24 protein-coding genes are annotated in these 26,020 nt (G+C 69.6%); 18 read left to right on the top strand and 6 right to left on the bottom strand.

Going from position 1 to position 26,020, the window contains the following annotated elements; translation table 11 throughout:
• The first annotated feature begins 35 nt into the window (after positions 1 to 35).
• On the top strand, positions 36 to 1,148 hold the full coding sequence (locus tag DMP23_RS05250; RefSeq protein WP_337820321.1) for a DUF4192 domain-containing protein: 1,113 nt from the start codon (positions 36 to 38) through the stop codon (positions 1,146 to 1,148).
• A gap of 201 nt (positions 1,149 to 1,349) precedes the next feature.
• Here DMP23_RS05250 and galE read toward each other — a convergent pair whose 3' ends face one another.
• From galE to DMP23_RS05235, 3 genes are all read right to left on the bottom strand, one after another.
• Positions 1,350 to 2,330, bottom strand: coding sequence for a UDP-glucose 4-epimerase GalE (gene galE, locus DMP23_RS05245; protein ID WP_037809807.1), 981 nt, complete (start codon positions 2,328 to 2,330; stop codon positions 1,350 to 1,352).
• A gap of 90 nt (positions 2,331 to 2,420) precedes the next feature.
• A complete protein-coding gene (gene galK, locus DMP23_RS05240) occupies positions 2,421 to 3,605 on the bottom strand; it encodes a galactokinase (RefSeq protein WP_337820320.1) in 1,185 nt (394 codons plus the stop codon).
• Positions 3,602 to 4,324 carry a metal-dependent transcriptional regulator gene (locus DMP23_RS05235; protein ID WP_078870312.1) on the bottom strand — a complete coding sequence of 241 codons (723 nt, stop codon included), beginning with the start codon at positions 4,322 to 4,324 and terminating at the stop codon, positions 3,602 to 3,604. Before DMP23_RS05235 ends, galK begins: the two co-directional genes overlap by 4 nt.
• A 109-nt stretch (positions 4,325 to 4,433) precedes the next feature.
• Here DMP23_RS05235 and DMP23_RS05230 point away from each other — a divergent pair, with 109 nt between their 5' ends.
• From DMP23_RS05230 to DMP23_RS05215, 4 genes are all read left to right on the top strand, one after another.
• Positions 4,434 to 5,273 carry a sulfurtransferase gene (locus tag DMP23_RS05230; protein ID WP_134668598.1) on the top strand — a complete coding sequence of 280 codons (840 nt, stop codon included), beginning with the start codon at positions 4,434 to 4,436 and terminating at the stop codon, positions 5,271 to 5,273.
• 72 nt (positions 5,274 to 5,345) lie between these two features.
• Positions 5,346 to 6,059, top strand: coding sequence for a DJ-1/PfpI family protein (locus tag DMP23_RS05225; protein WP_134730210.1), 714 nt, complete (start codon positions 5,346 to 5,348; stop codon positions 6,057 to 6,059).
• Between the two features lie 411 nt (positions 6,060 to 6,470).
• Complete coding sequence (locus tag DMP23_RS05220; RefSeq protein ID WP_037809812.1) at positions 6,471 to 7,643, top strand: acetoin utilization protein AcuC; 1,173 nt, start codon at positions 6,471 to 6,473, stop codon at positions 7,641 to 7,643.
• Positions 7,644 to 7,882: 239 nt separating this feature from the next.
• Entirely contained in the window at positions 7,883 to 10,915 is a 3,033-nt protein-coding gene (locus DMP23_RS05215) for a GNAT family N-acetyltransferase (RefSeq protein WP_443111330.1), read from the top strand.
• Here the strand turns inward: DMP23_RS05215 and DMP23_RS05210 are convergent.
• Together DMP23_RS05210 and DMP23_RS05205 are read right to left on the bottom strand one after the other, a co-directional pair.
• Complete coding sequence (locus tag DMP23_RS05210) at positions 10,899 to 11,927, bottom strand: acyl-CoA dehydrogenase family protein (RefSeq protein ID WP_337820318.1); 1,029 nt, start codon at positions 11,925 to 11,927, stop codon at positions 10,899 to 10,901. The two genes, DMP23_RS05215 and DMP23_RS05210, sit on opposite strands and share 17 nt — an antisense overlap.
• 116 nt (positions 11,928 to 12,043) lie before the next feature.
• The gene (locus tag DMP23_RS05205; protein ID WP_337820317.1) at positions 12,044 to 13,207 is read right to left on the bottom strand and encodes an acyl-CoA dehydrogenase family protein; all 1,164 of its coding nucleotides are present in this window, start codon (positions 13,205 to 13,207) and stop codon (positions 12,044 to 12,046) included.
• 103 nt (positions 13,208 to 13,310) lie between these two features.
• On the opposite strand from DMP23_RS05205, the gene DMP23_RS05200 reads away from it, so the two are divergent.
• The 13 genes from DMP23_RS05200 to DMP23_RS05140 all read left to right on the top strand — a co-directional run bounded on the left by DMP23_RS05200 (position 13,311) and on the right by DMP23_RS05140 (position 25,086).
• Complete coding sequence (locus DMP23_RS05200; RefSeq protein ID WP_037809816.1) at positions 13,311 to 13,496, top strand: ferredoxin; 186 nt, start codon at positions 13,311 to 13,313, stop codon at positions 13,494 to 13,496.
• Positions 13,497 to 13,620: 124 nt separating this feature from the next.
• Entirely contained in the window at positions 13,621 to 14,502 is an 882-nt protein-coding gene (locus DMP23_RS05195; protein WP_337820316.1) for a 3-oxoacyl-ACP reductase, read from the top strand.
• A 13-nt stretch (positions 14,503 to 14,515) separates the two neighbouring features.
• Complete coding sequence (locus DMP23_RS05190) at positions 14,516 to 15,280, top strand: glucose 1-dehydrogenase (RefSeq protein ID WP_337820315.1); 765 nt, start codon at positions 14,516 to 14,518, stop codon at positions 15,278 to 15,280.
• Positions 15,281 to 15,403: 123 nt separating this feature from the next.
• Positions 15,404 to 16,195 (top strand): MlaE family ABC transporter permease, encoded by a 792-nt coding sequence (locus DMP23_RS05185; RefSeq protein ID WP_037353718.1) that lies wholly within the window; start codon positions 15,404 to 15,406, stop codon positions 16,193 to 16,195.
• Position 16,196: 1 nt separating this feature from the next.
• Positions 16,197 to 17,057 (top strand): MlaE family ABC transporter permease, encoded by an 861-nt coding sequence (locus tag DMP23_RS05180; RefSeq protein WP_009075203.1) that lies wholly within the window; start codon positions 16,197 to 16,199, stop codon positions 17,055 to 17,057.
• A complete protein-coding gene (locus DMP23_RS05175; protein ID WP_336159103.1) occupies positions 17,054 to 18,409 on the top strand; it encodes an MCE family protein in 1,356 nt (451 codons plus the stop codon). Before DMP23_RS05180 ends, DMP23_RS05175 begins: the two co-directional genes overlap by 4 nt.
• The gene (locus tag DMP23_RS05170) at positions 18,406 to 19,443 is read left to right on the top strand and encodes an MCE family protein (RefSeq protein ID WP_037809821.1); all 1,038 of its coding nucleotides are present in this window, start codon (positions 18,406 to 18,408) and stop codon (positions 19,441 to 19,443) included. The genes DMP23_RS05175 and DMP23_RS05170 overlap by 4 nt, the downstream gene beginning before the upstream one ends.
• Complete coding sequence (locus DMP23_RS05165) at positions 19,440 to 20,471, top strand: MlaD family protein (protein ID WP_037810110.1); 1,032 nt, start codon at positions 19,440 to 19,442, stop codon at positions 20,469 to 20,471. Before DMP23_RS05170 ends, DMP23_RS05165 begins: the two co-directional genes overlap by 4 nt.
• Positions 20,468 to 21,664 carry an MCE family protein gene (locus DMP23_RS05160; protein WP_337820314.1) on the top strand — a complete coding sequence of 399 codons (1,197 nt, stop codon included), beginning with the start codon at positions 20,468 to 20,470 and terminating at the stop codon, positions 21,662 to 21,664. The genes DMP23_RS05165 and DMP23_RS05160 overlap by 4 nt, the downstream gene beginning before the upstream one ends.
• Positions 21,661 to 22,854 carry an MCE family protein gene (locus tag DMP23_RS05155; protein WP_134668586.1) on the top strand — a complete coding sequence of 398 codons (1,194 nt, stop codon included), beginning with the start codon at positions 21,661 to 21,663 and terminating at the stop codon, positions 22,852 to 22,854. Before DMP23_RS05160 ends, DMP23_RS05155 begins: the two co-directional genes overlap by 4 nt.
• A complete protein-coding gene (locus DMP23_RS05150; RefSeq protein WP_337820313.1) occupies positions 22,854 to 24,095 on the top strand; it encodes an MlaD family protein in 1,242 nt (413 codons plus the stop codon). Before DMP23_RS05155 ends, DMP23_RS05150 begins: the two co-directional genes overlap by 1 nt.
• Positions 24,095 to 24,601, top strand: a complete 507-nt coding sequence (locus DMP23_RS05145) for a hypothetical protein (RefSeq protein WP_337820312.1) — start codon at positions 24,095 to 24,097, stop codon at positions 24,599 to 24,601. Before DMP23_RS05150 ends, DMP23_RS05145 begins: the two co-directional genes overlap by 1 nt.
• Complete coding sequence (locus DMP23_RS05140; RefSeq protein ID WP_240691349.1) at positions 24,598 to 25,086, top strand: hypothetical protein; 489 nt, start codon at positions 24,598 to 24,600, stop codon at positions 25,084 to 25,086. Before DMP23_RS05145 ends, DMP23_RS05140 begins: the two co-directional genes overlap by 4 nt.
• On the opposite strand, the gene DMP23_RS05135 is transcribed toward DMP23_RS05140, so the two are convergent.
• Positions 25,064 to 26,005, bottom strand: a complete 942-nt coding sequence (locus tag DMP23_RS05135; RefSeq protein WP_337820311.1) for a methylenetetrahydrofolate reductase — start codon at positions 26,003 to 26,005, stop codon at positions 25,064 to 25,066. The genes DMP23_RS05140 and DMP23_RS05135 overlap by 23 nt on opposite strands.
• Positions 26,006 to 26,020: the final 15 nt, after the last annotated feature.

The raw sequence follows: 26,020 nt of genomic DNA, 5'->3' as shown, positions 1-26,020 counted from the left end.
CCCCGATTCGCTTGCGCGCGGCGCAGAGTGGAGGCGTGACCACCTCGACGCCGCCCGGCATCTCCCGGGCCACCCTCAGCAACCCGGCCGACCTCATCGCCTCGCTCCCGTACCTCCTCGGTTTCCGTCCCGCTGATTCCCTTGTGCTGCTGGGCCACCGCGTCCCCGGCACGACGATCGGCCTGATGGTGCGCGCCGACCTCCCGCCGCGAGAACTCCAAGCACAGCAAGCAGATGCGCTGATCCCACGCTTCGACGACCCCGAACACAACGGCGTCACCGCTGTCATCGTCGGCGGTTCAGCAGACGAAAACGGCCCACCCCACCAGACACTCGCAGCCGAACTGGAACGCGGCCTGGCACGGCACAACCTCCGCCTGTTCCACGCACTGTGGACCCCCGAAATCGAACCCGGCGCACCATGGTTGTGCTACCGGGACCCGGACTGCGGCGGTGTGCTGCCAGATCCGCAGGAAACCGTCCTCGCCGCCGCGACCACCGAGGCTGGTTTCGTCGTCTTCCGCAGCCGCGAAGAACTGGCCGCGGTGCTGGAACCGCGCTCCCCGGAAGCGATCGCCCGCCGCGCCGACTTGCTGGCGGCGTGCCCAGAACCATTGTGCGGCCCAGGCATGTCAGCGAGCGATGTCCTGGACGCCGCGATAACCGAACTCCGCGCCGCATTCCTCCGCCAACGCCACGGCGAAGGCCCTCCCGACGACGACCAAGCGGTCCGCCTCGCCCACGCGCTGATGCTCACCCCGATCCGCGACGCCTGCATGGCCCTCGCGGTCCCGCCGCACACGTCACTGACCCGCGAGGCGGAGGAGGTATGGCTGACGCTGGTCCGCGAACTGCCCCCGCCGCACCGAGCCGAAGCCGCACTGCATCTCGGCTATACCGCCTTGATGCGCGGGGAAGGCGCACTAGCCGGGATGGCACTGGCGAACGCCGTGGAAGCCGACCCGGAGCATCTGGTGGCGCAGCTGCTGCAGACTGCCTGGAACATCGGCACGGACCCAGCGAAACTGACCGGCCTAGCCGACCGCAGCACGGCGGCTGATCTCGGTCTGACCCCGCCGCCGGAGCCGGGGAGTGCTGAGGATCCTGGCCAGGGGCGAAGATCGGGGCCGCCGAGGGGGATGAGATGACGGATGCCGGAGTTGCAAGCGCGCGAGCCGAATTCGGTCCGCGTCGTTCACCGCGCCGATAAGTCCTAAGTGGACTTTCGACGTCCGGCGTCGGTGTGCCCGAACAATGCTCGCCGCAACGATGCCGGGGCGGGGGATCCCTCCGAATCCCCGCCCCGGCATCGAAAAGCACACCCGGCCCGCAGCGGCCGGAAACCGCCGTCAGGACTGACGCGACTGAGTGAACTGCCAAGCGTCCGACACGATCCCGTCGAGGTCCGTCAGCTTGGGCGTCCACCCGAGTTCGCCGTTGGCCTTGTCGCTCGACGCGACCAGCACCGACGGGTCGCCGGCGCGGCGCGGGGCCACCACGGCGGGGATCGCGTGCCCGGTGACCCGGCGGCAGGCTTCCACGACCTCCAGCACCGAGAACCCGGTGCCGCTGCCGAGGTTGTAGATGCGGTGCTCGCCGGCGGCGGCGTGGCGCAGGGCGAGGAGGTGGGCGTCGGCGAGGTCGACCACGTGGATGTAGTCGCGGACGGCCGTTTTGTCCGGTGTCGGGTAGTCGTCGCCGTAGATGGAGATGTGCTCGCGGTCGCCGGTCGCGACCTGGAGGACGAGAGGGATGAGATGGGTTTCGGTGGTGTGCCGTTCGCCGAACGCGCCGTACGCGCCGGCGACGTTGAAGTAGCGCAGGCTGACCGCGGCGAGGCCGTGGGCGCGGGCGAAGCTGGTGATCGCGTGGTCGATGGCGAGCTTCGACGCGCCGTAGGTGTTGGTCGGCTGCGTCGGGGCCGTTTCCGGGATCGGCGAGACGTCAGGCTCGCCGTAGGTCGCCGCGGTGGAGGAGAACACCAGTCGCGGCGTGCCGTGCTTCTTCATCGCCTCCAGCAGTCGCAGCGACGTCACCACGTTGCCTTCCCAGTACTTCGCCGGGTCGGCCATAGACTCGCCCACCAGCGACTTCGCGGCGAAGTGCAGGACGCCGTCGAAACCTTCGCCGAGCAGGTCGGCGGCGACCTCGGCGGCGTCGCCCTCGACGAAGCGCGCCTGCGGGTGCACCGCGTCCGCGTGCCCGGTCGACAGGTCGTCCACGACGGTGACCTGGTGACCCGCTTCGATGAGGCGGGCGGCGCACACGCTGCCCACGTACCCCGCGCCGCCCGTCACGATGAGCTTCAGGGGGCTTTGCTGGTCCGTCACGTCAAGGCCTTTCTGCTGAGGGGTGGCGACTCTGCGGCACAGTCTCCCCTCAGAGCGACGCGACGGACCCTCCGGGGGTTGCTCCGGAAATCAGGCTTCGTCGCGGCCCGCGCCGCGCGACGGCACCGCCGTGAACATCCGCGGGCGGCGGAACCCGGCCTGCTCGCAGGCGGTTTCGATCGCGGTGCGCACTCCGTCCAGATCCTCGTCGCGGACCAGCGCGATCGCCGAGCCGCCGAACCCGCCGCCGGTCATCCGCGCGCCCAGCGCACCGGCCGAGCGGGCCGAATCGACCACGAGGTCCAGTTCCGGCGTCGAGATGCGGTAGTCGTCGCGCATGCTCACGTGCGAGGCGTCGAGGTGCGGCCCGATCTCGGCGAGTTTCTTCTCGCGCAGCAACGCGACCACGTCGAGCACCCGCTGATTCTCGGTGACCACGTGGCGCACCAGCGGAACCAGGTCCTCGGGAAGCTGCGCGAGAGCCTCGTCGAGCCCGTCGAGCGCGACGTCGCGCAGGGCCTTCACACCGAGCAGTTCTGCCGCGCGCTCAGTGCCGCTCCGCCGTGCGCCGTAGCCGCCGTCGGTGTGCGAATGCTTGGTGCGGGTGTCCATGATCAGCACCCGGAGCCCGGCCTCGCCGAGCGGGAACGGCACCTGCTCCATCTCGCCCGAGCGGACGTCGAGGAACAGGACCCGCGACTCCTCGCAGCACAGCGACGCCGTCTGGTCGAGCAGCCCGGTGGGCGCGCCGACGTAGTCGTTTTCCGACCGCTGCACCCAGCGCGCGATCTCCGGGCGTGCGGGAGTGCCCGCTCCGCCGTCTTCGAGTTCCACCCCGGCCACGCCCAGCAGGGCCAGCGAAACCGCGCATTCCAGCGCGTGAGAGGAGGAAAGCCCCGCCCCGGACGGCACGTCGCCCGCGATGACCAGGTCGGCGCCGCCCGCGTAGCCCTGGTCGCGCAGCACCCACGCCACTCCGGCGGGATACGCGGCCCATCCGTCGACCGAACCCGGTTCGAGCGCGGCGATGTCGTGCGGCCCGGAGTGCTGCAGCTGCCCGTCGTCGCCGAGGGTGGCGACCCGGAGCTTGCCGTCCTCGCGCGGGGACGCGGCCGCGGCCAGCCGGTGCGGGAGGGCGAAGGGCAGCACGAAACCGTCGTTGTAGTCGGTGTGCTCGCCGATCAGGTTCACCCGGCCGGGCGCGGACCACACGCCTGCCGGGGCCCGCCCGTGGACTTCCTGGAACGCGCGCGCCGCGTCGGCAGCCGGGGTCACTTGGCGAGCGCCAGCACGGCGTGCAGCGCCGCGGTGGACACCTGAGCCGTGGTTTCGGTGCCCTTGACCTCGACGGTGACGCTGCCGCCGACCGCCTTGCCGACCGTGACGAGGCCGCCGGGCACGATCCCGACCGTCCGCAGTTCGGTGAGCAGCGACTCGTCCAGCTGGACGTGCTCGGCGATGCGGCGGATCTCCACCTCGCCGCCGCCGGTGCGGGCGAACTCGTCGAGGCGCACCAGGCCGTCCTCGGCGCGCGGCGCGGGATCGCCGTCGCCGAGCTTGTCGAGGCCGGGGATCGGGTTGCCGTACGGCGACGTGGTCGGGTGGTCGAGCAGCTTCACCAGCTTGCGCTCGACGGCCTCGCTCATCACGTGCTCCCAGCGGCACGCCTCGTTGTGCACGTGCTCCCACTCGAGCCCGATGACGTCGACGAGGAGGCGCTCGGCGAGCCGGTGCTTGCGCATGACCGCGACGGCGAGGTCGTGGCCGTGGTCGGTGAGCTGCAGGTGCCGGTCGTCCGCGACGACGACCAGCCCGTCGCGCTCCATCCTGGCCACGGTCTGGCTCACGGTGGGCCCGCTCTGCTGCAGGCGCTCCGCGATCCGGGCCCGCAGCGGGACGACACCTTCCTCTTCGAGCTCGTAGATGGTACGCAGGTACATCTCGGTGGTGTCGATGAGATCGTTCACGCTGTCCCCTTCGTCCGCGTAGCTCATCGTAGTCGTTGGCCCCGACAGCGACGGCCCGCCTCGGCGTAACGGCCCGGCCCCGGCGAAAAGTCCTGCCCTGATGCGCGAACCGCGTCCGGACCAGCAGGATGGGGGCATGCGACCGTTGATTTCGCCCGCTGAGCTCGCCGCGTTCCCCGACCGAGACCGTCCCGTCGTGCTGGACGTCCGCTGGCGGCTCGGCGGACCGCCGGGAGCCGAGTCCTACCAGGAGGGACACGTGCCCGGGGCGGTGTTCGCCGACCTCGACACGGCGCTGGCCGCGCCGCCCGGCGAGGGCGGGCGCCACCCGCTGCCGGACCCGGCCGTGCTGCAGCGTGAGCTGCGGAAAGCCGGGGTCCGGGCCGGGCGTCCGGTGGTCGTCTACGACGACGCCGACGGTTCGGTCGCCGCGCGCGCCTGGTGGCTGCTGCGCTGGGTCGGCCATCCGGAGGTCGCGGTGCTCGACGGCGGTTACGCAGCGTGGCTGGCCGAGGGGCGGGAAGTGACGACCGAGGTGCCTTCGCCGGAGCCGGGCGACATCGAGGTCCGGCCGGGCGCGATGCCGGTCCTGTCGGCGGACGACGCGGCGGCGCTCGCTCGCGAAGGCGTGCTGTTCGACGCGCGGGCGCACGTCCGCTACACCGGCGAGACCGAGCCCGTCGACCCGCGGGCTGGGCACATCCCCGGCGCGGTCAGCGCGCCGTCGTCCGAGCACGCCGGTGCGGACGGGCGCTGGAAGTCGCCGTCCGAGCTTGCCGAGCGGTTCGCGTCGCTGGGTCTTGCCGACGGGGTCCCGGTCGGCGCCTACTGCGGTTCGGGCGTCACGGCGTCGTCGGTGGTGCTCGCGCTGGAGGTCGCCGGGCATCCGGAGCCGGCCGCGCTGTACGCGGGGTCGTGGTCGCACTGGTCGCGCGATCCGGAGCGTCCCGCGGCCACCGGTCCCGAACGCGGCTGACTCCGCCGGAACTTTCCGCGCCGTGCACCGACTTCTCGTCCGGAAGGCTTTTCCAGGCGAGAGGCGGCGTTCATGGAGCGGAGAACATTCCTGCGCGGGTCGGCGGCAGCCGGAGCGGCGATGGCTGCGTTGCCGGCCGAGGCTGCGGCGACGACCGGGGCAACGGCCGAGCGTCGACCGTTGCGGGTCCAGGTCGTGCTGTTCGACGGCGTCGAGGAGCAGGACTTCGCCGGTCCGTACGAGGTGTTCTCCGCAGCGGGCATGCACGCGAAGCGCGGCACGGACGTGTCATACGTGCGCGTGGACGGGCCGGGCGTCGTGCGCGCGGCGTACGGGACGAAGGTCGAGGTCGAGCGCGGTTGGTCGCCGCAGGACGCCGACGTCATCGTCGTGCCGGGCGGCGGTTACGGGAAGCGGAAAGGCCCGGGCATCTGGGCGGAGATCGACCGCAAGGTGCTGCCGGACGCGCTCGCGGCCGCACCGCGCAAAGGGCTGACCCTGGCGTCGCTCTGCACGGGCACCCTGCTGCTCGGCGCGGCCGGACTGGTGCGCGGCCGCCCGTGCACGACGCACCACGGCGCGGTCGACACGCTCGTTCAGCAAGGCGGCGTGCTGAAGAAAGCCCGCGTGGTCGACGACGGCGACGTAGTCACCTCGGGCGGCATCACGAGCGGGCTGGACCTGGCCCTGTGGCTGGTGAAACGAGAACTCGGCTCCGACGCGGCGGCCGGACTGGAGGAGATGCTCGAATACGAAGCACGCGGCGTCGTCTGGACGCGCGGCTGAGCCCTGCCCCGCTGCGAAGCCCGGTTCGGGAGGTGGCGGGGGAGTGGCGCGCTGCAAAACCCCGTTCGGGCGGCGGCGGGTGAAGCCTGCTCCGTTCTGAAATCCGGCTTGTGTGGCGGTGGGGAGTGGCGTGCGGCTGACACCTGCCCCGCCGCGAAACTTGGCTGGGGCGCGGTGGGTGGCGTGCGGCTGACACCCGCCCCGCCGGGAAACTTGGCTGGGACGTGGTGGGGACGTGATGCGCGGCTGAAACCTGCCCAGCCGCGAAATCCGGCTTGGGACGGGGCGCGCAGTTGCGGCTGCCTTGCTGGGTAACTCGGTTCGGCAGGCAGCGGGCACGTGACGCGCGGGTGAGTCCTGCCCCGCCGCGAAACCAGGCTCGGGGCGTGGCGGGGAAGTACAGTGCGAAGCATGTCGTCGCCTGCAGTTGTCTGGGATCCGTCGCTGCTGAAGTACGACCTGGGCGGGCAGCATCCGTTCAACCCCGTCCGGCTCGACCTCACCGTGCGGCTCGCTACTGAGCTGGGCGTGCTCGACGGCGTCGAACTGCTCGTGCCCACCGCCGCGGGCGACGAGGAACTGCTGCGCGTGCACGCACCCGAGTACTTGGCCGCCGTGCGGGAAGCGCCGGACGTCGGGTGGGACGTCGGGCACGGGCTCGGCACCGACGACAATCCCGTGTTCCCCGGGATGCACGACGCGACCGCGCTGGTCGTCGGCTCGACGCTGCTCGCCGCGCGCAAGATCGCCGACGGCGAGGTTCGGCGGGCGGTCAACATCGCGGGCGGGCTGCACCACGCGATGCGCGATCACGCGTCCGGCTTCTGCATTTACAACGACTGCGCGATCGCCATTTCGTGGCTGCTCGACCACGGCTTCGACCGCATCGCGTACGTCGACACCGATGTGCACCACGGCGACGGCGTCCAGGCCGCGTTCTACGACGACCCGCGCGTCCTCACCGTTTCGATGCACCAGCACCCGTTCACGCTGTGGCCCGGCACCGGCTACTCCGCCGAGGTCGGCAAGGGTAAGGCAGCGGGGACCGCGGTGAATGTCCCGCTGCCGCCGCACACGCAGGACCCCGGGTGGCTGCGGGCGTTCGACGCGGTGGTTCCGGCTGTGCTGCAGGAGTTCCAGCCGCAGCTGCTGGTCACCCAGTGCGGGGTGGACTCGCACGAGGAAGACCCGATGGCCGACATGTCCCTGTCGGTCGACGGCCACCGCACCATCTACTCCACGCTGCGCGACCTGGCCGAACGCTATGCGAACGGCCGCTGGCTCGCCGTCGGCGGCGGGGGATACCAGCTGATCCGCGTCGTGCCGCGCTCGTGGACGCACCTGATGGCGACCGTGCTGGACCGCGACGTCCCGCCGGAAACGCCGCTGCCGCCCGGCTGGGTCTCGACGGTCCGCCGCGCCGCCCCGGCCGCCGACCTCCCCGCCGCGATGACCGACGGCAAGGACACCGCCTTCAAACCGTGGGGCGACGACGCGGACGACCCGGTGGACATCGCGATCCGCGACACCCGCCGCGCGATCTTCCCGCTGCACGGCCTCGACCCGGACGATCCGAGGGACTGACCATGCCCGACCAACCTCGCCGCCCCGGCCCCGGCAACCCCGGCCCGGGCGACCCCGCTCCCGGCACTCACCCGACGAGCGGTCCCGGCGGAACCGATGCCCCGAACCCCGGGAGCGACGCCCGTTACGCGGCGGGCGGGCCCGGCGCGGCCGGAACGCCGGGGTCCGGCGGAACTGATGCTCCGACTCCCGGGGGCTCTTCTGGACGCGACGCTCGTTACGCGGCGGGCGGGGCCAACGTGGCCGGGGCGCCCGGCGGAACTGGTGCGCCCACTTCCGAACGCGACATCCGCTACGCCGCGGGCGGGACCAGCGCAGCCGGAACGCCGACCGGAGCGGCTGCATCGGCTGCGGAGGGCGGGCACGGAGACAGCGGCTCGCCAAGCGGACCTGCCCGGGGCGAGTCCGGCGCGGACCCGGCTGCGGGTGGCGTGGCATCGGAACGGCCTGATTCCGTTGCGACAGAAGGCAAGGCAGCAGCTGGAGAGTCTGCGGCAGCGAGGCCGGGCGCGAGCAGTGCGTCGGGAGAGCCAGCGAAACCGGGCGCGGCAGGCGGAAGCAGCCCGTCTGGAGAGACACAAAGCCCCACCGCGGATGGGAAGCGTGATCCCTACGACTACCCCCGCGATTGGGAAGCCGACGTAGTCCTCTCCGACGGTGGCACTGTCCACTTGCGACCCGTCGTGCCGAGCGACGCTGACGGGCTCGTGGCCCTGCACAGCAGGCTCTCCGACCGCACCCGGTATTTCCGGTATTTCGGTGCTTATCCTCGCATCCCGCCGCGGGATCTGGAGCGGTTTTCCACTGTGGACCACCACGATCGGGTCGCGTTCGTGGCCTTGCTCGGGGACGACGTGGTCGCGGTGGGGCGTTACGAGCGGCTCGATCACGGGCCCTCGGCGGAGGTCGCGTTCGTTGTCGACGACAAGCATCAGGGGCGCGGGCTCGGGTCGATTCTGCTGGAGCATCTCGCCGCCGCGGCGTCGGAGTGCGGGTTGCGGCGGTTTGTCGCCGAGGTGTTGAGCGAGAACGCGGCGATGGTGCGCGTGTTCCGCGACGCGGGCTATCAGGTCAGCCGCGCGATCGAGGAAGGCGTGCTGCATCTCGAGTTCGACATCGATCCGACGGAGGAGTCGCTCGCGGTCGCGCGGTCTAGGGAGCAGGCGGCCGAGGCGCGGAGTGTGCACAATCTGCTTCATCCGAACACGGTGGCGGTGATCGGGGCGTCCGCCGATCCCACCAAGGTCGGGCATGTCGCGTTCGCGAACATGCTCGCGGCCGATTTCGCGGGGGCAGTGTATCCGGTCAATCCGGAGCATCGGTCGGTGCGCGGGGTGCGGGCGTATCCGTCGGTGCTGGACATTCCGGATCCGGTGGATCTGGCGTTGGTGGCGGTTCCGGCGGAGGCCGTCGAGTCCGTGCTGGACGCTTGTTTGGCCAAGGGCGTCAAGACGCTGGTGATCGTGTCCGGCGGGTTTGCGGAGTCGGGGCCGCTGGGGTTGCACGCGGAGTTGCGGCTGGTCGGCGAGGCTCGGGCGCACGGGATGCGCGTGGTCGGGCCGAATGCGCTGGGCGTGTTGAATACCGCGAAGGACGTTCGGCTCAATGCGACCCTTGCGCCGCGGTTGCCGAAGCGGGGGCGGACCGGGTTCTTCTGCCAGTCGGGGGCGTTGGGGACGGCGATTCTTGCCGACGCGGGGTCGCGTGGGCTGGGGTTGTCGACGTTCGTGTCGGCGGGCAACCGGGCGGATGTGTCCGGCAATGACTTGCTGCAGTACTGGGAAACCGATCCGGATACCGACCTGGTGTTGCTGTATCTGGAATCGTTCGGCAACCCGCGCAAGTTCGCGCGGCTGGCGCGCAGGTTGGCGCGGTCGAAGCCGATCGTCGCGGTGAAGTCGGGGCGGCATGCGGTGCGGCCGCAGCTCGCGGCGACGTCGGCGGAGGTCGACGAGGCCAGTGTGCAGGCGTTGTTCGAGCAGGCCGGCGTCGTGCGCGTGGAGTCGTTGGCGCAGCTGTTCGACACGGCGCTCGTGTTCGCGCATCAGCCGTTGCCGGCGGGGCCGCGGATCGGGATTGTCGGGAACTCCAGTGCGATCGGGTTGCTGGCCGCCGACACCGCCCGTGCGGAGGGGTTGCGGCTCGCGTTCGATCCGGTGGACATCGGGCCGCAGGCGGGGCCGGACGAGTTCGCGACGGCGGTGCGGGAGGCGTTGGATTCGCCGGATACCGACGCGTTGATCGCCGTGTTCGCGCCGCCCGTGGCGATTCCTGGGGCCGCGTACGCGCGAGCGTTGCGTGAAGCGGTGTCGGAGGTGAAGCAGTCGAAGCCGATCGTCTCGACGTTCCTCGCCGCGGAAGGCGTGCCGCACGAGTTGGCGGTGCTTTCGGACGACGGGGTGCCGACGCGTGGGTCGATTCCGTCGTATTCGAGTCCGGAGCGTGCGGTGAACGCGTTGGCGCGCGTCGTGCGGTACGCCGCGTGGCGGCAGCGGCCGCAGGGGACGTTGGTGCGGCCCAGCGGTCTGCATGTGGAGCAGGCGCAGGAGATCGTGCGCGAGTTGCTGCCGGAGGACGGCAGTTCGACGCTGCTCTCCGACGACGACGTGGTGCGGTTGCTCAGCTGTTACGGCGTGGACGTGGTGCCGTTCCGGGTGGCGGCTAGCGAAAGCAAGGCAGTGGCCGCGGCGGCGGAGCTGGGATATCCCGTCACGCTGAAGGCCGTCGACGAGCGGTTGCGCGGGCGGCCGGACTTCGCTGGCGTACGGCTTGACCTGATGTCCGAAGAGTCCGTACGTGTCGCGTACCGAGACCTGTGTGCGGTGTCCGGCGACGAAGACGTGTACGTGCAACAGATGGCGCCGAAGGGGTTGTCGTGCGCCATTGGGCTGCAGGACGACCCGTCGTTCGGCACGCTGGTTTCGTTCGGGCTGTCGGGATTGGTCAGCACGCTGCTCGGAGACCGTGCGTACCGGGCGGTGCCGTTGACGGACGTTGACGCGGCGACGCTGATCCGGGAGCCGCGTACGTCGCCCTTGTTGACCGGGTATCGCGGTGACGAGCCTGCGGACCTCGCGGCGTTGCAGGACATGGTGTTGCGCGTCGCGGCGCTCGCGGAGGACAACCCGGAGGTGCGGTCGTTGGCGTTGGACCCGATCCTCGCGTCGCCGGACGGGGCGTTTGTCGCCAACGCGCGGTTGGTGGTCGGCGCACCGCCGACGCGGCCGGATACCGGACCGCGTCGGCTGCGGCACATCACGCCGGTGGACTGACCACCAGTTCGCCGAGACCCAGCAGTTGCTCCGTTGCGCCGCCGCTGGTGAACTCCAGGCGCTTCGCGGCGGCGAAGTAGCGGTGGACGGGGTGCTCGACGTCGATGCCGACGCCGCCGTGCAGGTGCACTGCGGTATGCGCGACGCGGTGTCCGGCTTCGGCGGCCCAGAACTTCGCGGTGGCCACGTCAGCGGCGGCGGGGAGGCCTTCGGAGAGTTTCCAGGCTGCCTGCCACAGCGTCAGCCGTACGGCTTCGACGTCGATGTACGCGTCGGCGAGCCGGTGTCGGACGGCTTGGAAGCTGCCCAGCACCTTGTCGAACTGTTTGCGCTCGCGCGTGTACGCAGCTGTCAGTTCGAGTGCGCGTTCCAACACGCCCAACTGCTGCGCGCAAGCGCCGAGAGTGCCGCGAAGGCGCAGTTGCTCGCCGACGTCACCGAGAGCGACTCCGGGGGTGTCGGACAGCGTCACCAAAGCCGCGTCGGCGTGGTCCGTGGTGGACTGCGCTTCGATCGAGACCCCGACAGCGTCCTTCTCGACGATGTACACGCCGTCGTTGGCTTCGACGAGTAAGGCGTCTGCGAAGGCTGCGAAGGGGACCGCGGTCTGCGCACCGGTGAGGCGTCCGTCTGAAGCGACGAACGAACCGCCCAAAGCGACCGCGAGGACGGCTTTACCGCGCGAAACCGGCAGCAGCCAGCGCTCGGCGAGCAACGGATCGGTGAGCACCGAGCCAGCCTGGACGACGGACGACAGATAGGGGACCGGAGCGACCGCGCGGCCGATCTCGATCAGGACTGAACACTGTTCCAGCAAGCCGAAACCGCCGCCGCCCACCGTCGCGGGCAGGGCCGCGTCGAGGACGCCGGAGCGGGCCAAGGTAGTCCACAGTGGAGCGTCGAAACCGCCGGATCCGTGCGGGCCCAGCGATTCCGCGGTGACCTGGTCGGCGAGAATGCGCCGGGTCAGTGCGGAGAGGTCGGTTTGTGCTTCGGTGAGAGAGAAGTCCACCAGGAGAACTCCTTACTGTGCAGACTGTTAATAACCCGACCACAGCCACGGCCGAATGGCTTTCGTGGCAACGGTTACGTGCCGTGTGGGGGGTCGGCCTACTTTTGGTCGGGTTATTAACGGGTCACGGGCTGGCCGAGGGCGGTGGCGGCGACGATGTCGCGCTGCACCTCGTTGGTGCCGCCGCCGAAAGTGAGGATCAACGCCGAGCGGTGCAGCCGTTCCAGCCGTCCCGCGAGCACCGCGCCGGGGGAGCCGTCGCGCACCACGGCGGCCGCGCCGACCACCTCCATCAGCAGCCGGTACGCCTCGATCGCCATCTCGGTGCCGTACACCTTGGTCGCCGACGCCTCCGCCGGGCCGAGCTCGCTGGCCGCGGCGGCCCAGGCGATTTTCCAGTTCCGCAGCTTCAAATACTCCGCGTAGGCGTGCGCGCGCGCGAGATGCGTCCGAACCCACTCGCGGTCGGTCAGCGACTCCGCGCGCGCCCATTCCACGACGTCGGCCAGCGCTTTCCGCACCGGCGCGGCCGAGGTCAGCGCGACGCGTTCGTGGTTGAGCTGGTTGGTGATCAGGGGCCAGCCCGCGTTCTCCTCGGCGACCCGCGACGTGACCGGCACGCGGATGTCGTCGTAGTAGGTCGCGCTGGTGCCCGGGCCGGCGACGGTGTGCACCTTCGTCCAGGAGAACCCCGGCGCGGAGGTCGGCACGATCAGGATCGACAGGCCCTTGTGCTTGCGCGCCTCCGGATCGGTGCGCGCGGCGAGCCACACGTAGTCGGCGTACTCGATCAGGCTGGTCCACATTTTCTGCCCGTTGACCACGTACTCGTCGCCGTCGCGGGTGGCCCGCGTGCGCAGCGACGCGAGGTCCGTGCCCGCGCCCGGTTCGGAGTAGCCGATCGCGAAATGCAGTTCGCCGGCGGCGATCTTCGGCAGGTAGAACGCCTTCTGGTCCGGCGTGCCGAACCGCATGATCGTGGGGCCGATCGTGTTCACCGTCAGGAAGGGCACCGGCACCCCGGCGACCGCCGCCTCGTCGGTGAAGATCAGCTGGTCGAGCATGCTGCGGTCCTGGCCGCCGTACTCGCGCGGCCAGCCCAGCGCGAGCCACCCGTCCTTGCCGAGCTGCCGCACGATTTCCTTGTACGCCAAGCCGTCGCCGTACTCGCCGCCGGGCGCGGCGAGGCTTTCCCGCCGCGCCGGGGTCATCAGTTCGGCGAAGTACTCCCGCAGCTCAGCGGCCAGTTCCCGCTGCCGCGGCGTGTAGTCGATCCGCACCCGTCACCTCCACCCCGCCGGTCTCGTTGTGGTGTCGTACCGGGCCCCGGCGGTAAGCTAGAACCTGTTCTAGTTGTACCAGGAGTGGCGGACGGGAGGAAGCATGGAGGTCAGTGTCGACCGGTCGCTCTGCGAGGCGAACGCGGTCTGCGTCGGGTTCGCGCCGGAGGTGTTCGATCTCGACGACGACGAGAACCTGGTGATCGGACCGGTTCCGGAGGAAGAAGTAGAACGTGTTTCGCAAGCGGTGACGAACTGCCCGAAGAATGCCCTGTTCACGACCGGTTAATCGGGGCTTGCTCAATACGAGAACAGATTCTAGTCTGTGCTGTGTCAGGCAGGCTTCGACGAGGAGGCTCGCGGGTGGAACCGACCGCAGGGAACACGCACGGCGACCGGGCTGGAGCGGTTCGATGACGCTCGAAGGCAAGGTCGCTGTCGTCACCGGGGCCGGAGCGGGGCTCGGCCGGGCCGAGGCGCTCGCGCTGGCCCGCGAAGGCGCGTCCGTCGTGGTCAACGACATCGGCGAGGCGAAAGATGTCGTCGCCGAGATCGAAAAGCAGGGCGGCAAAGCGCTCGCGGTGGCCGGGGACGTCTCGGCGGCCGAAACCGCGAAGGAACTGCTGTCGGCCGCGGTCGACCACTTCGGCAGCCTCGACATCGTCGTGAACAACGCGGGCGTGCTTCGCGACCGAATGCTGTTCTCGATGTCCGACGAGGACTGGGACAAGGTCATCGCGGTGCACCTGCGCGGGCATTTCCTGCTGTCCCGCAACGCCGCCGCGTACTGGCGCGATCGCTCCAAAATGGAGGGTCAGCCGGTGTACGGCAGGCTCGTGAACACCGCGTCCGAAGCGTTCCTGGTCGGTTCGCCCGGCCAGCCCAACTACTCGGCGGCCAAGGCCGGGATCGCGGCGCTCACCATGTCCGCGGCGCGCGGGCTCGCGAAATACGGCGTGCGCGCCAACACGATCTGCCCGCGCGCCCGCACCGCGATGACCGCGGATGTCTTCGGCGAAGCACCCGAGGACGGGCTCGATCCGTTGTCGGTAGAGCACGTTGCTCCGTTTGTCGCATTCCTCGCCTCGCCGGAGGCGGACGCGATCAACGGCCAGGTCTTCGTCGTGCACGGCGGCATGGTCGCCTTGCTGAAACCGCCGTCGGTGGAGGAGCGGTTCGACACCGCGAACGGCGCCTGGACCGCCGGCGAACTCGCCGAAAAGGTCGGCGGGCACTTCGCCGATCGCGACCCGGAGCGGATGTTCGCCGCGACCGATCTGCTTTCGCTGCCCTGAACCCGGAGGACGCATGACTGAGCACCGGCTGTCCGGCAAGGTCGCCCTCATCACCGGCGCGGCCCGCGGACAGGGCGCCGCCGCCGCGCGAGCGTTCGTCGCGCAGGGCGCGAAGGTGGTGATCGCCGACGTCCTCGACGACGAAGGCAAAGCGCTCGCCGCGGAACTCGGCGAGGCGGCGGTGTTCTGCCATCTCGACGTGAGCGACGAGGACGGCTGGACCGCCGCGGTCGAGACCACGGTGGCCGAGTTCGGGCCGCCGACGGTGCTGGTCAACAACGCCGGGGTGCTGTACTTTTCGGAGCTCGCGAAGACGCCGCTCGCCGAATACGAACGCGTCGTGCGGATCAACCAGATCGGGGCGTTTCTCGGCATGCGCTCGGTCGTTGAACCGATGGCCGGGGCCGGCGGCGGCTCCATCGTCAACGTGTCCTCTGTGGAGGGTCTGGCCGGGATGCCGTTCCTCGTCGCCTACACCGCGACCAAGTTCGCGATCCGCGGGATGACCAAGGTCGCCGCGCTGGAGCTGGGCGCGCGCGGGATCCGGGTCAACTCGGTGCACCCGGGCATGATCGACACGAAGATGGTGTCCGACGCGGCGGGCGCGGACGTGGACGTGTCCTGGGTGGGCAAGAAGGTCGCGCTCGGCCGGGTGGGCCGCGCCGACGAGATCGCGCCGCTGCTGGTGTTCCTCGGCAGCGACGAGAGTTCGTACTGCACCGGCGGCGAGTTCGTCGCCGACGGCGGGGCCACCGCCACGCACGCGCTGAAATTGTGAGCAGGTCGGGTGCTGGTGCGCCTAGGGTGACCGCAGGGGGCTGAAGGGACGGGAGTGAACACCGCTAACCGAAATCGGCGGGCGGGGATGGGCAAGACTCGGGGGTGACTACTGGGAGGTGCGGTGGGCGGAAGCGGCTCGGTCACTCTCCCGGGCACCGCGGCGCTGACCCAGGTCGGCAGGCTCGCCACGCTGTCCTGGGAGGTCCTGCGGGCGATCTTCAAGCGCCCGTTCCAGTTCCGCGAATGGATCCAGCAGTGCTGGTTCTTCGCGAGCGTGACCATTCTTCCGACGGCCCTGGTCGCGATCCCGTTCGGCGCGGTCATCGCGCTGCAGCTCGGATCGCTGACCACGCAGATCGGCGCGCAGTCCTTCACCGGCGCGGCCAGCGCGCTCGCCATCGTGCAGCAGGCGAGCCCGCTGATCACCGCGCTGCTGGTGGCCGGAGCGGGCGGCAGCGCGGTCTGCGCGGACATCGGCGCGCGCAAGATCCGCGAAGAGATCGACGCGATGGAAGTGCTCGGCGTCAACCCGGTGCAGCGCATCGTGGTGCCGAGGGTGCTCGCCGCGATCGTGGTGTCGGTGCTGCTCAACGGCCTGGTCAGCGTGGTCGGCGTGCTCGGCGGCTACTTCTTCAACGTGGTCCTGCAAGGCGGCACGCCCGGCGCGTACCTGGCCAGCTTCAACGCCCTCGCGCAGGTGCCGGACCTCTGGATCAGCGAGATCAAGGCGTTCCTGTACGGCTTCGTCGCGGGCGTGGTCGCCGCGTTCCGCGGGCTGAACCCGGCGGGCGGGCCGAAGGGCGTCGGCGACGCGGTGAACCAGGCGGTGGTGATCACCTTCCTGCTGCTGTTCCTGATCAACGTCGTGCTGACCGCCGTGTACCTCAAAGTCGTGCCCCCGAAGGCGTTGTGACATGACAGCCGAACCGATCGAGCAGACGCGCGCGTCCGACCGGACGCTGGAGATCATCGCGCGCCCCGGCGCGAGCCTCGAAGGACTCGGGAAACAGCTGTCGTTCTACGGCCGGGCGCTCGCCTGGTCGCCGCGCACGATCCGCCGCTACGGCCGCGAAACCACGCGGCTGCTCACCGAGGTCTGCTTCGGCACCGGCGGGCTCGCGGTGATCGGCGGGACGCTCGGCGTGATGATCGGCATGACGCTCTTCACCGGCCTCATCGTGGGCCTGCAGGGGTATTCGGCGCTGAACCAGCTCGGCACCGCCGCGCTCACCGGGTTCATTTCCGCCTACTTCAACACCCGCGAGGTCGCTCCGCTGTCGGCCGGGCTCGCGCTGTCGGCCACCGTCGGCTGCGGGTTCACCGCCCAGCTCGGCGCGATGCGGATCTCCGAGGAGATCGACGCGCTCGAAGTGATGGCCGTGCCGAGCATGCCGTACCTGGTCACCACGCGCGTGCTCGCCGGCGTGACCGCGGTGATCCCGCTGTACGCGGTGGGCCTGCTGTCCTCGTATCTCGCGTCGCGGCAGATCACCATCTGGCTCTACGGCCAGTCCGCGGGCACGTACGACCATTACTTCACGCTGTTCCTCCCGCCGGAGGACGTGCTGTGGTCGTTCGCCAAGGTGATCGTGTTCAGCGTGCTGGTGATCCTTTCCCATTGCTACTACGGCTATACCGCGTCCGGCGGGCCGGCCGGGGTGGGCATCGCGGTGGGCCGCGCGGTGCGCACGTCGATCGTGCTGATCTCGGTGCTGGACTTCTTCCTGAGCCTCGCGATCTGGGGCGCGAACACGACAGTGCGGATATCCGGATGAGCACCCGTCGAGAGTTGCGCAAACGGCTCCAGTACCAGCTGCTGGGGCTGGTGTTCCTGGTCGTGGCGGCGTTGTTCTTCACCACGACGATCGCCGCGTACCGCAAGGTGTTCACGCCGGTCACGATGGTGAAGCTGGAGACCGACCACGTCGGCAGCCAGCTGCGCGTCGGCGGTGACGTGAAGGTGCGCGGCATGCTCGTCGGCGAGATCCGCGACGTGCGGCCGGTCGGCGACCACGCGGAGCTGGAACTGGCGCTGCAGCCGGACAAGACCGACGTGATCCCGTCGAACGTTTCGGCGCGGCTGCTGCCGAAAACCCTGTTCGGCGAACGGTACGTCGCGCTGCAACTGCCCGAGCGGCCGCAGCGGCCGATCAAGGCGGGCGACGTCATCCCGCAGGACCGCAGCAGCACCGCGATCGAACTGGAGCAGGTGCTCAACCACGTCATGCCGCTGTTGCAGGCGGTGCAGCCGGAAAAGCTGTCCAGCACGCTCAACGCCGTGTCCACCGCGCTGGACGGACGGGGCAAGAAGCTCGGCGAGACGCTGACCCAGCTGTCGGACTACCTCGGCAAGCTCAACCCGTCGCTGCCCGACCTCAAGGCGGACATCACCGGGCTGGCCAACGTTTCCGGCATCTACGACAAGGCCGCGCCGGACGCGCTGCAGGCATTGGCGGACCTCACCACGACGACGCAGACCATCGTGGAGAAACAGCGCGGCCTGACCGACCTGTACTCCTCGGTCACCGGCACCGCCACCGACCTGACGCGCTTCCTGGAAGTGAACAAGGACAACATCATCCGCCTCACCACCGCCGTGCAGCCCACGCTCGACGTGCTCGCGAAGTACGCGCCGGAGTACCCGTGCCTGCTCAAGCAGCTGGCCGGGACCGTGCCGAACGCGGAGCTGGCGTTCGGCAAGGGCACCGCGCATCCGGAGGTCAGCCGCGTGACGATCGAGTTCTCGGCGAGCCGCGGCAAGTACCTGCCCGGCGTCGACGAGCCGAAGTACGACGACAAACGCGGGCCGCGCTGCTATCCGCAGGTGCCGAAACCCGGGCGCTGGCCGCAGTATCCGCCGGACGGCGCGGTGAAGGACGGGGCCAGCAAGCCCGCGCCGCCGCACGATCCGGACGGGACGCTGCCCAGCGACTTCACGAACGGCCCGCTGCCCGGCGGGTCCGGGTCGACCGGCGGCGCGCCGAGCATCGTCGGGTCGGCCGACGAGCAGAAGCTGCTCGACCTGCTCGCCTCGCCGACGCTGAACACCGCGCCGGAAAACGTGCCGGGCTGGTCGGCGCTGCTGGTCGGGCCGCTGTACCGCGGGGCGGAGGTGGAGCTGAAATGAGGTCGTTCGTTCCCGCGCTGATCAAGATCGGCATTTTCGCCGTGGTCACCGTGCTGCTCACCGGGATCCTGGCCACCACGATCGCGAACACGAACTTCGGCAACACCGCCTCCTACGTCGCGAAGTTCACCGACGCGTCCGGCCTGCAAGCAGGCGACGACGTGCGGATCTCCGGCGTGAAGGTCGGCCAGGTCGAGACGATCGGGGTCGACCAGGGCGAGCAGAACTACGCCGAGGTGCGGTTCCTCGTCGAATCGGCGTACAAGCTGCCCTCGCTCGCCACCGCGACCATCAAGTACCGCAACCTCGTCGGCCAGCGCTACCTCTCGCTCGGCACCGACGTCAGCGGCGGCGACACGCTGTCTCCGGGCGACACCATCCCGCCGGAGCGCACGAAGCCGGCGCTGAACCTGACCGTGCTGTTCAACGGGTTCAAGCCGCTGTTCAAGGCGCTGGACCCGAAGGAGGTCAACCAGCTTTCCGCGGAGATCGTGCAGGTGTTCCAGGGCGAGGGCGGCACGATCACCAGCCTGCTGTCGCACACCGCGTCGATCACGACGTCGATCGCGGGCAAGGACAAGGTGATCGGGCAGGTCATCGACAACCTCAACCAGGTGCTCAGCACGGTCAACGCGCGCGGCCCGCAGCTGGGCGACCTCGTCGACCAGACGCAGCGGCTGGTGAGCGGGCTGGCGCAGCAGCGCAAGCCGATCGGCGACGCGGTGGGCGCGCTCGGCGACCTCACCAACGCGACCGCGGGGCTGCTCGCCGACGCCCGTCCCGCCGTGCAGCAGGACGTGACCCAGCTCGGGAAGCTGGCGAACAACCTCAACGACGCGCAGCCGCTCGTCGAGCATCTGCTGCAAGTGCTGCCGGGGAACCTGGAGAAGTTCACCCGGACCCTGAGCTACGGCAGCTGGTTCAACTACTACCTGTGCGGGATCGAAGGCACCATCGGCATTTCCTCGCTGGACGTGACGCTGCCGATCGTGCCGATCCCCGGCACCGAACGCGCGCCGAGGTGTGGCCCGTGAAACGACTGAAGGACCGGAACCAGGCGAGCGTCGGCGCGGTGACGCTCGTGCTCATCGTGCTGGTGACCGCTGTGACGTACTTTTCCGACAGCATCCCCATGTTCGGCAGCGGCACCACCTACACCGCGGCGTTCGCCGAGTCCGCCGGGCTCGCGCCGGACAACGAGGTGCAGGTGGCCGGCGTCAAGGTCGGGCAGGTGACGTCGGTGGAGCTGGGGCACAAGCAGGTGCTCGTGAAGTTCCGGGTGAAGGGCGTGCGGGTCGGCGACGCGTCCACGGCGTCCATCGAGATCAAGACGCTGCTGGGGGAGAAGTACCTCGCGCTGGACACGAAGGGCGGCGGCACGCAGGCGCCCGACGCCACGATCCCGGTGCAGCGCACGCGGACGCCGTTCCAGTTGCAGGACGCGTTCAACCAGCTGTCCACGACGGTCGGCGACATCGACACGCAGCAGCTGGCGCAGAGCTTCACCGCGCTGTCGGATTCCCTCAAGGACAGTCCGAAGTATTTGAAGGACACGCTGTCCGGGCTGTCGGCGTTGTCGAAGACGGTGTCCTCGCGCGACGCCGATCTGCACGCGCTGCTGTCCAACACGAGCAAGATCTCGAAGACGCTGTCCGACCGGAACGCGCAGCTGCAGCAGGTGATCAGCGACGGCAACCTCCTGCTCAGCGAACTGCAGCAGCGTCGCGAGCAGATCAGCACGCTGCTCAAGGGCACGCAGGAAATCTCGAAGCAGCTGTCCGGGCTGGTCGCGGACAACCGCACGCAGATCGGGCCGACGCTCGCCGCGCTCGGGAAGGTGACCGACGTGTTGCAGCGCAACCAGGGCAACCTCGACCGGAGCTTGCAGCTGATGGCCCCGTTCGCCCGGGTCGGCGCGAACGCGACCGGCAACGGGCGCTGGTTCGAGGGGTACCTGTGCGGTCTGCTGCCGCCGACGATCACGGCAGGCGGGATCTCGATCAACCCGGAGGGCTGCACGCCGCCGATCTCCGCGCCTGACCAGGGGGTGGGTGGACGATGACTGTCGAAACTCGCGCAGGACGGAGTCTGGTCACCTGGCTTGGCTTCGCTTGTGTGGCAGCGCTTTTGCTCACCGCGGGCATCTACCTGGTGCTGCGCGACACTGGCGGCACCAAAATCTCGGCGTACTTCGGGAAGACCGTCGGCCTGTACGCCGGTTCGTCCGTGCGGGTGCTGGGCGTCGCGGTCGGCGAGGTCACCGCGGTGACGCCGCAAGGTCAAGCGGTGCGCGTGGACATGAAGGTGAACGACGACGTCCCGATCCCGAAGGACGTCGGCGCGGTCGTCGTGTCGCCGAGCCTGGTGAGCGACCGGTACGTCCAGCTGACCCCGGCGTACGACAGCGGTCCGACGCTCGCGAGCGGAACCGTGCTGGCGCGCGACAAAACCGCGACGCCGGTCGAACTGGACGACCTCTACGCGAGCCTCGACAAGCTGTCCACCGCCCTGGGACCCAACGGGGCCAACAAAAACGGCGCGTTCTCCGATCTGCTGGACACGGCCGCGGCCAACCTCAAGGGCAACGGCAAGGACCTGAACTCGACCGTCAGCAGGCTCGCCGAACTGGCCGGCACGCTCGACGATTCGAAGGACGACCTGTTCTCCACGGTGAAGAACCTGAACTCCTTCACCTCCGCACTGTCCCAAAGCGACAGTCAGCTGAACGAGTTCTACCAGCGGCTCGCGGACGTCAGCGGCTTCCTCGCCGACGATTCGCACGACGTCGGGGCCGCGCTCGAATCGCTGTCCACGTCGCTGCAGGACGTGAAACAGTTCGTGGCGGACAACAAGAACGGGCTTTCGTCCAATGTGGCCAAACTGGCGTCGCTGACGAAGGTGCTGGTGGACCAGCGCGCCGCGCTCGCCGAGGTGCTCGACATCGCGCCGACCGGGGCGACGAACTTCATCAACACCTACGACGCGGCGTCCGGCACGATCGCGGTGCGCGACAACCTGAACGAGATCACCAACCCGCCGATCCTCACCGTCTGCCGGCTGATCAGCGCGGGCACGCCGAAGCCGTTGCCGGACACGCTCGGGAACATCTGCAAGAAGCTCGCTCCGGTGCTCGACGGCACGCTCAAGCTGCCGTCCATCCCGCAGGCGCTGAACTCCCTGCAGAACGGCCAGCTGCCGCCGTTGCCGCTGCCGTTGTCGGACGTGCTGACGCAGAAACCTGGAGGCACCAAGTGAAACGCCTCCGGAAACGACTGGCGGGCGTGCTCGCCGGGGTGCTGGTGCTCGCCGGGTGCAGCGACGGCGGGTTCAACGGGCTGTACTCGACGCCGTTGCCCGGCGGCCCGGACGTCGGCGACCATCCGTACCACGTCACCGCGTTGTTCACCGACGTGCTGGACCTGGTGCCGCAGGCGAACGTGAAGGTGAACGACGTCGCGGTCGGCCGGATCGACCGGATCGCGCTCACCCCGGACACCCGGTCCGCGCTCGTGTCGATGACGGTGAACGGCGACGTCCAATTGCCCGCCAACGCGCACGCCGAACTGCGCCAGTCTAGCCTGCTCGGCGAGAAGTTCGTGCAGCTGAGCGCGCCGACCGCGGAGAAACCGGCGGGCAAGCTCGCCGACGGGGCGCAGATCCCGCTCGGGCGCACGAACCGCAACCCGGAGATCGAAGAGGTGCTGGGCGCGTTGTCGTTGCTGCTCAACGGCGGCGGCGTCGACCAGTTGCAGAACATCAGCCACGAACTCAACGACGCGCTGTCGGGCAACGAACCGCAGATGCGCGCGCTGCTGTCCCGGGTGGACGAACTCGCCACCCAGCTCGACGGGCACAAGGGCGAGATCCTGCGCGCGATCGACGGGCTGGACAAGCTGTCCACCACGCTCGTCGGGCAGAAGCAGAATCTCGCCACCGCGCTGGACAAACTCGCGCCCGGGCTGAAGATCGTCGCCGACCAGCGCGATCAGCTGGTGGGGATGCTGAACGCGCTGAACAAGCTGTCCGGCGTCGCGGTGGACACGGTGAACCGCAGCCGCGACCAGCTCGTCGCGAACCTCAAGGCGCTGGAGCCGACGCTGCGCCAGCTCAGCGCGGCGGGCCAGGACCTGCCGAACGCGCTGCGGATCCTGCTGACCTACCCGTTCCCGGACTACGCGGGCAACGTGATCAAGGGCGACTACGCGAACGTCGACGCGCGGATCAACCTCGATCTCGACAAGCTCGTGCAGAACTTCACGAACTCGTCGCAGCCGCCGTTCCAGCTGCCGACGCCCTCGACGTCCGGCGCCGCCCCGCCCGTTGCCGGGCAAGGGATGCCGCAGCTGCCGTTGCCGCTGCCGAACACTCCCGCCACGGGCGGCGCGAAGCCCGGCTACGGCGGGGTGCTGGGCGGATTGCTCGGCGGTCTGGTGGGAGGCGGCTGATGAACACGCGCAAGGTCCGGATCCAGCTGCTGGTGTTCTTCGCGATCGCCGTCGTTTCGGTGGCGTACGCGGGCGGGCATTACGCCGGTCTCGACCGGATTTTCGGCAACCGCGGCTATCACGTGACGCTCCAGCTTCCCGACTCCGGCGGGGTTTTCGTGAACTCCGAGGTCGCGTACCGCGGCGTGACGGTCGGCCGGGTCGGGGCGATGACGCTCACCCCGCACGGCATCGACGTCCGGCTCGACATCGACTCCGGCGGCCCGGACATCCCGTCGGCGCTGCACGCGCAGGTCGCGAACCGGTCGGCGGTGGGCGAGCAGTTCGTGGACCTGCTGCCGGACCGCGAATCCGGGCCGTACCTGGAGGACGGCGCGGTGATCACGCAGGACCGCACGTCGCTGCCCGCGACGCCGGATTCGGTGCTGACGCATCTCGACGGACTGGTCGCGAGCGTCCATCCGGAATCGCTGAAGACCGTGGTGGACGAGACGTACGACGCGTTCGCCGGTTCCGGCCCGCAGCTGCAGAAACTGTTGGACAGCACCAGTTCGCTCACCGCGACGGCTGCCCAGTACGTGCCGGACACGCAGGGGTTGCTGGCGAATTCGCGCACGGTTTTCGCCACGCAGGAGCGGCAGGCGCAGAACATCACGGCGTTCGCGTCCGGGTTGAAGACGATCGCCGGGCAGCTGAAGTCGTCGGATCCGGCGGTGCGCAAGGTGATCGACGAGGCTCCGCAGCTGAGCCGGCAGATCAGCGACGTGCTCGCGACGTCCGGGACCGACCTCGGGGTGCTGTTCGCGAACTCGCTCACCACCGCGCAGGTCACGTCGATGCGGAAGGACGCGATCGAGGAGCTGCTGGTGGCGTATCCGGTGATCTCGGCGTTCTCGCCGTCGACCTCGCCGGACGGCACCGGGCACCTTGGCGTGGTGTTCAACTTCTTCGATCCGCATTCGTGCACGAAGGGGTACGAGGGCACGAAACAGCGTCCGGCCAACGACACGAGCGAAGCGCCGGTCAACATGAACGCTTACTGCGCGGAGCCGCCGGGCAGCCCGACCGAGGTGCGGGGTGCGCAGAACGCGCCGTACGCCGGGAAGCCGCCCGCGATTCCGGCCGCGCCCAAGGCTTCCGCGCCTTCGGACCAGGGTTCGCAGCAGCAGCTGCCGGGTCTGCTGGGCCAGCTGACCGCGCCGTTGAAGGGCGGGCTCGGGGCGTTGCTGGGCGGTTCGTGATGGCTGAGGACACCTTCCGGAACGGACGGGTGCTGACCGCGCTGGCCGTCGTCGCAGTGCTGGCCGCCGCGTGGTTCGGCTGGTCGTGGTGGAGCGCGGCGCAGGACGACAGCCTCGCCCGCGGCCGAGCGCGCGACGCCGTGCTGGCCGCCGCGAGCACGGAACTGGTCACGCTCAACACGATCGACTACCGCACGAGCGCGGTCGACGTGGACCGCTGGATCGCCGCGACGACCGGGCAGTACGGCAAGGACCTCTCCGGCGACCGGCAACTGCAGATCGACCGCGCCAAACGCACCAAAACCGTGTCGACGGCTTCCCTGGTGCAGGCCGCCGTCACCGACCTGAATCCTTCGGCAGGAACCGCCCGGCTGATCGCGGTCCTGAACGTCCGCGTGAGCACCGGCGACGGCGCGCCCTCGGCGAAACAGGCGCGCTTGGCCGTGGACTTCGCGCGAGACGGCGACACGTGGAAAATCGGCGGCATCCAGGCGGTGGGCTCGTGAACCGACGGACGATCGCAGCGGGAGTGACCGCAGTCGCGCTGGCGTGCGCGGTGTGGTTCGGGGTGCAGGCGTCGCTGCTGCAGCCTGAGGACGACGAGGCGATGGTCGATACGGAGGCGACGTCGCAGGTCACCGACCAGGTCAGTGCTGCGGTTAAGGCGCTTTTTTCCTACGACTACGCGAATTTGGACCGTACTGCTCGGGCGGCGGCTGACGTGTTGACTGGTTCGGCGGTGGGGCAGTACCAGAGCCAGTTCACCGCGGCTCGGCAGCGTGCGGCGACTGAGAAGCTCGTCCGGACCACGACGGTGCGGGCGATCGGGGTTCGTTCGTTGCACGGTGATGATGCGAGTTTGCTGCTTTTCCTGGATCAGCAGACGATCTTGCCGGGTGGTGGTGCGCCTCAGTCGTCGGTGGGGCAGTTGTCGGTGACTGCGCATCGGACTGATGGGCGGTGGAAGATCACCGCGCTGGATCCGCTGTAGCGCTGCGGCCGAGCAGCCCGCTCACCTCGCGCGCGAGAGCCACCGATGCCTCGATCTCGACCTTCCGGATGGACACGCTCTCCACGAGAAACCCGAACGGCATCCCGAGCTTGCGGCAGAACGCCGCCAGTTCCCGGGCGTTCGCCAGGCACTGGTCATACGACTCGGCCAGCGTGTCGTCCGCGTGGCGCAGGGAATTCTCCAGCCACCGCGGGACGTGCACGCCGAGCCACTTGAGGAACGCCAGCGTCTTCGCCGAACCGCAGACCGAAAGCGTGAACAGGACCGGTTTCGGGTCGAGGCCCTGCTCTCGGCACGCGTAGAAGTAGTCGGAGACCATGCTCTTGGCCGCGTCGGCGCTGTAGATCACCTGCGAGATGAAGTACGCGCAACCCGCCTGCTGTTTGGCGATCAGCCGCAGGTGCTCGTCGGGCCGTTCGGTGATCGCGACGCCGCCGAGCAGCAGGTCGGGGCGCACTTCCCGGCGCAACGCCTGTGCCTCGGACAGCCGGGTGTGCACCTCCTTGCCCTTCGACGAAGCCCCGACGAAGACCGACAGCACGCGGTCGGCGTCGGCGTTCCGCAGCCAGTCCCGCAGTTCGCCCTCGGGGTACTTGCCGACGCAGCGGTAGATGACCGCCGGACGGTCCCACTCGCTGAGATAGTCCGCGTGGTAGCGCACCGGGTCGAGGGTCGGCAGGTAGGGAAACGGCCGCTCCTCGGGGTTGCGGTCGCTCTCGTCGTCGATGTCGTACAGAGCGAGGCCGTCGACGTCGAGGTCGCTCAGCCGCGCGAGGGTGGCGGCGGTGATCTCCCGGATCCGCTCCGGGGTGGTGCTGAGGCGGGGCGGCGTGATGCCGAACAGCAGGACGCCGCGATCGGGGTGGGTCAGCTGTGTCCGGAGAGTGTGGTCCGCCATGGTTCGAAAACTAGC

The organism is Amycolatopsis sp. A1MSW2902 (assembly GCF_017312175.1).
In the GTDB taxonomy this organism is placed as follows: domain Bacteria; phylum Actinomycetota; class Actinomycetes; order Mycobacteriales; family Pseudonocardiaceae; genus Amycolatopsis; species Amycolatopsis nivea.
This window is presented reverse-complemented; position numbering and strand designations above follow the sequence as displayed.

Excerpts from the sequence above, each read along its gene's own strand:
- DMP23_RS05200 (WP_037809816.1), top strand. The coding sequence starts at position 13,311 with ATGGAGGTCAGTGTCGACCGGTCGCTCTGCGAGGCGAACGCGGTCTGC.
- DMP23_RS05175 (WP_336159103.1), top strand. The coding sequence starts at position 17,054 with ATGAGCACCCGTCGAGAGTTGCGCAAACGGCTCCAGTACCAGCTGCTG.
- DMP23_RS05195 (WP_337820316.1), top strand. The coding sequence starts at position 13,621 with ATGACGCTCGAAGGCAAGGTCGCTGTCGTCACCGGGGCCGGAGCGGGG.
- DMP23_RS05145 (WP_337820312.1), top strand. The coding sequence starts at position 24,095 with ATGGCTGAGGACACCTTCCGGAACGGACGGGTGCTGACCGCGCTGGCC.
- DMP23_RS05225 (WP_134730210.1), top strand. The coding sequence starts at position 5,346 with ATGGAGCGGAGAACATTCCTGCGCGGGTCGGCGGCAGCCGGAGCGGCG.
- DMP23_RS05170 (WP_037809821.1), top strand. The coding sequence starts at position 18,406 with ATGAGGTCGTTCGTTCCCGCGCTGATCAAGATCGGCATTTTCGCCGTG.
- DMP23_RS05230 (WP_134668598.1), top strand. The coding sequence starts at position 4,434 with ATGCGACCGTTGATTTCGCCCGCTGAGCTCGCCGCGTTCCCCGACCGA.
- DMP23_RS05150 (WP_337820313.1), top strand. The coding sequence starts at position 22,854 with ATGAACACGCGCAAGGTCCGGATCCAGCTGCTGGTGTTCTTCGCGATC.
- DMP23_RS05190 (WP_337820315.1), top strand. The coding sequence starts at position 14,516 with ATGACTGAGCACCGGCTGTCCGGCAAGGTCGCCCTCATCACCGGCGCG.
- DMP23_RS05235 (WP_078870312.1), bottom strand. The coding sequence starts at position 4,324 with ATGAGCTACGCGGACGAAGGGGACAGCGTGAACGATCTCATCGACACC.
- DMP23_RS05180 (WP_009075203.1), top strand. The coding sequence starts at position 16,197 with ATGACAGCCGAACCGATCGAGCAGACGCGCGCGTCCGACCGGACGCTG.
- DMP23_RS05135 (WP_337820311.1), bottom strand. The coding sequence starts at position 26,005 with ATGGCGGACCACACTCTCCGGACACAGCTGACCCACCCCGATCGCGGC.
- DMP23_RS05160 (WP_337820314.1), top strand. The coding sequence starts at position 20,468 with ATGACTGTCGAAACTCGCGCAGGACGGAGTCTGGTCACCTGGCTTGGC.
- DMP23_RS05220 (WP_037809812.1), top strand. The coding sequence starts at position 6,471 with ATGTCGTCGCCTGCAGTTGTCTGGGATCCGTCGCTGCTGAAGTACGAC.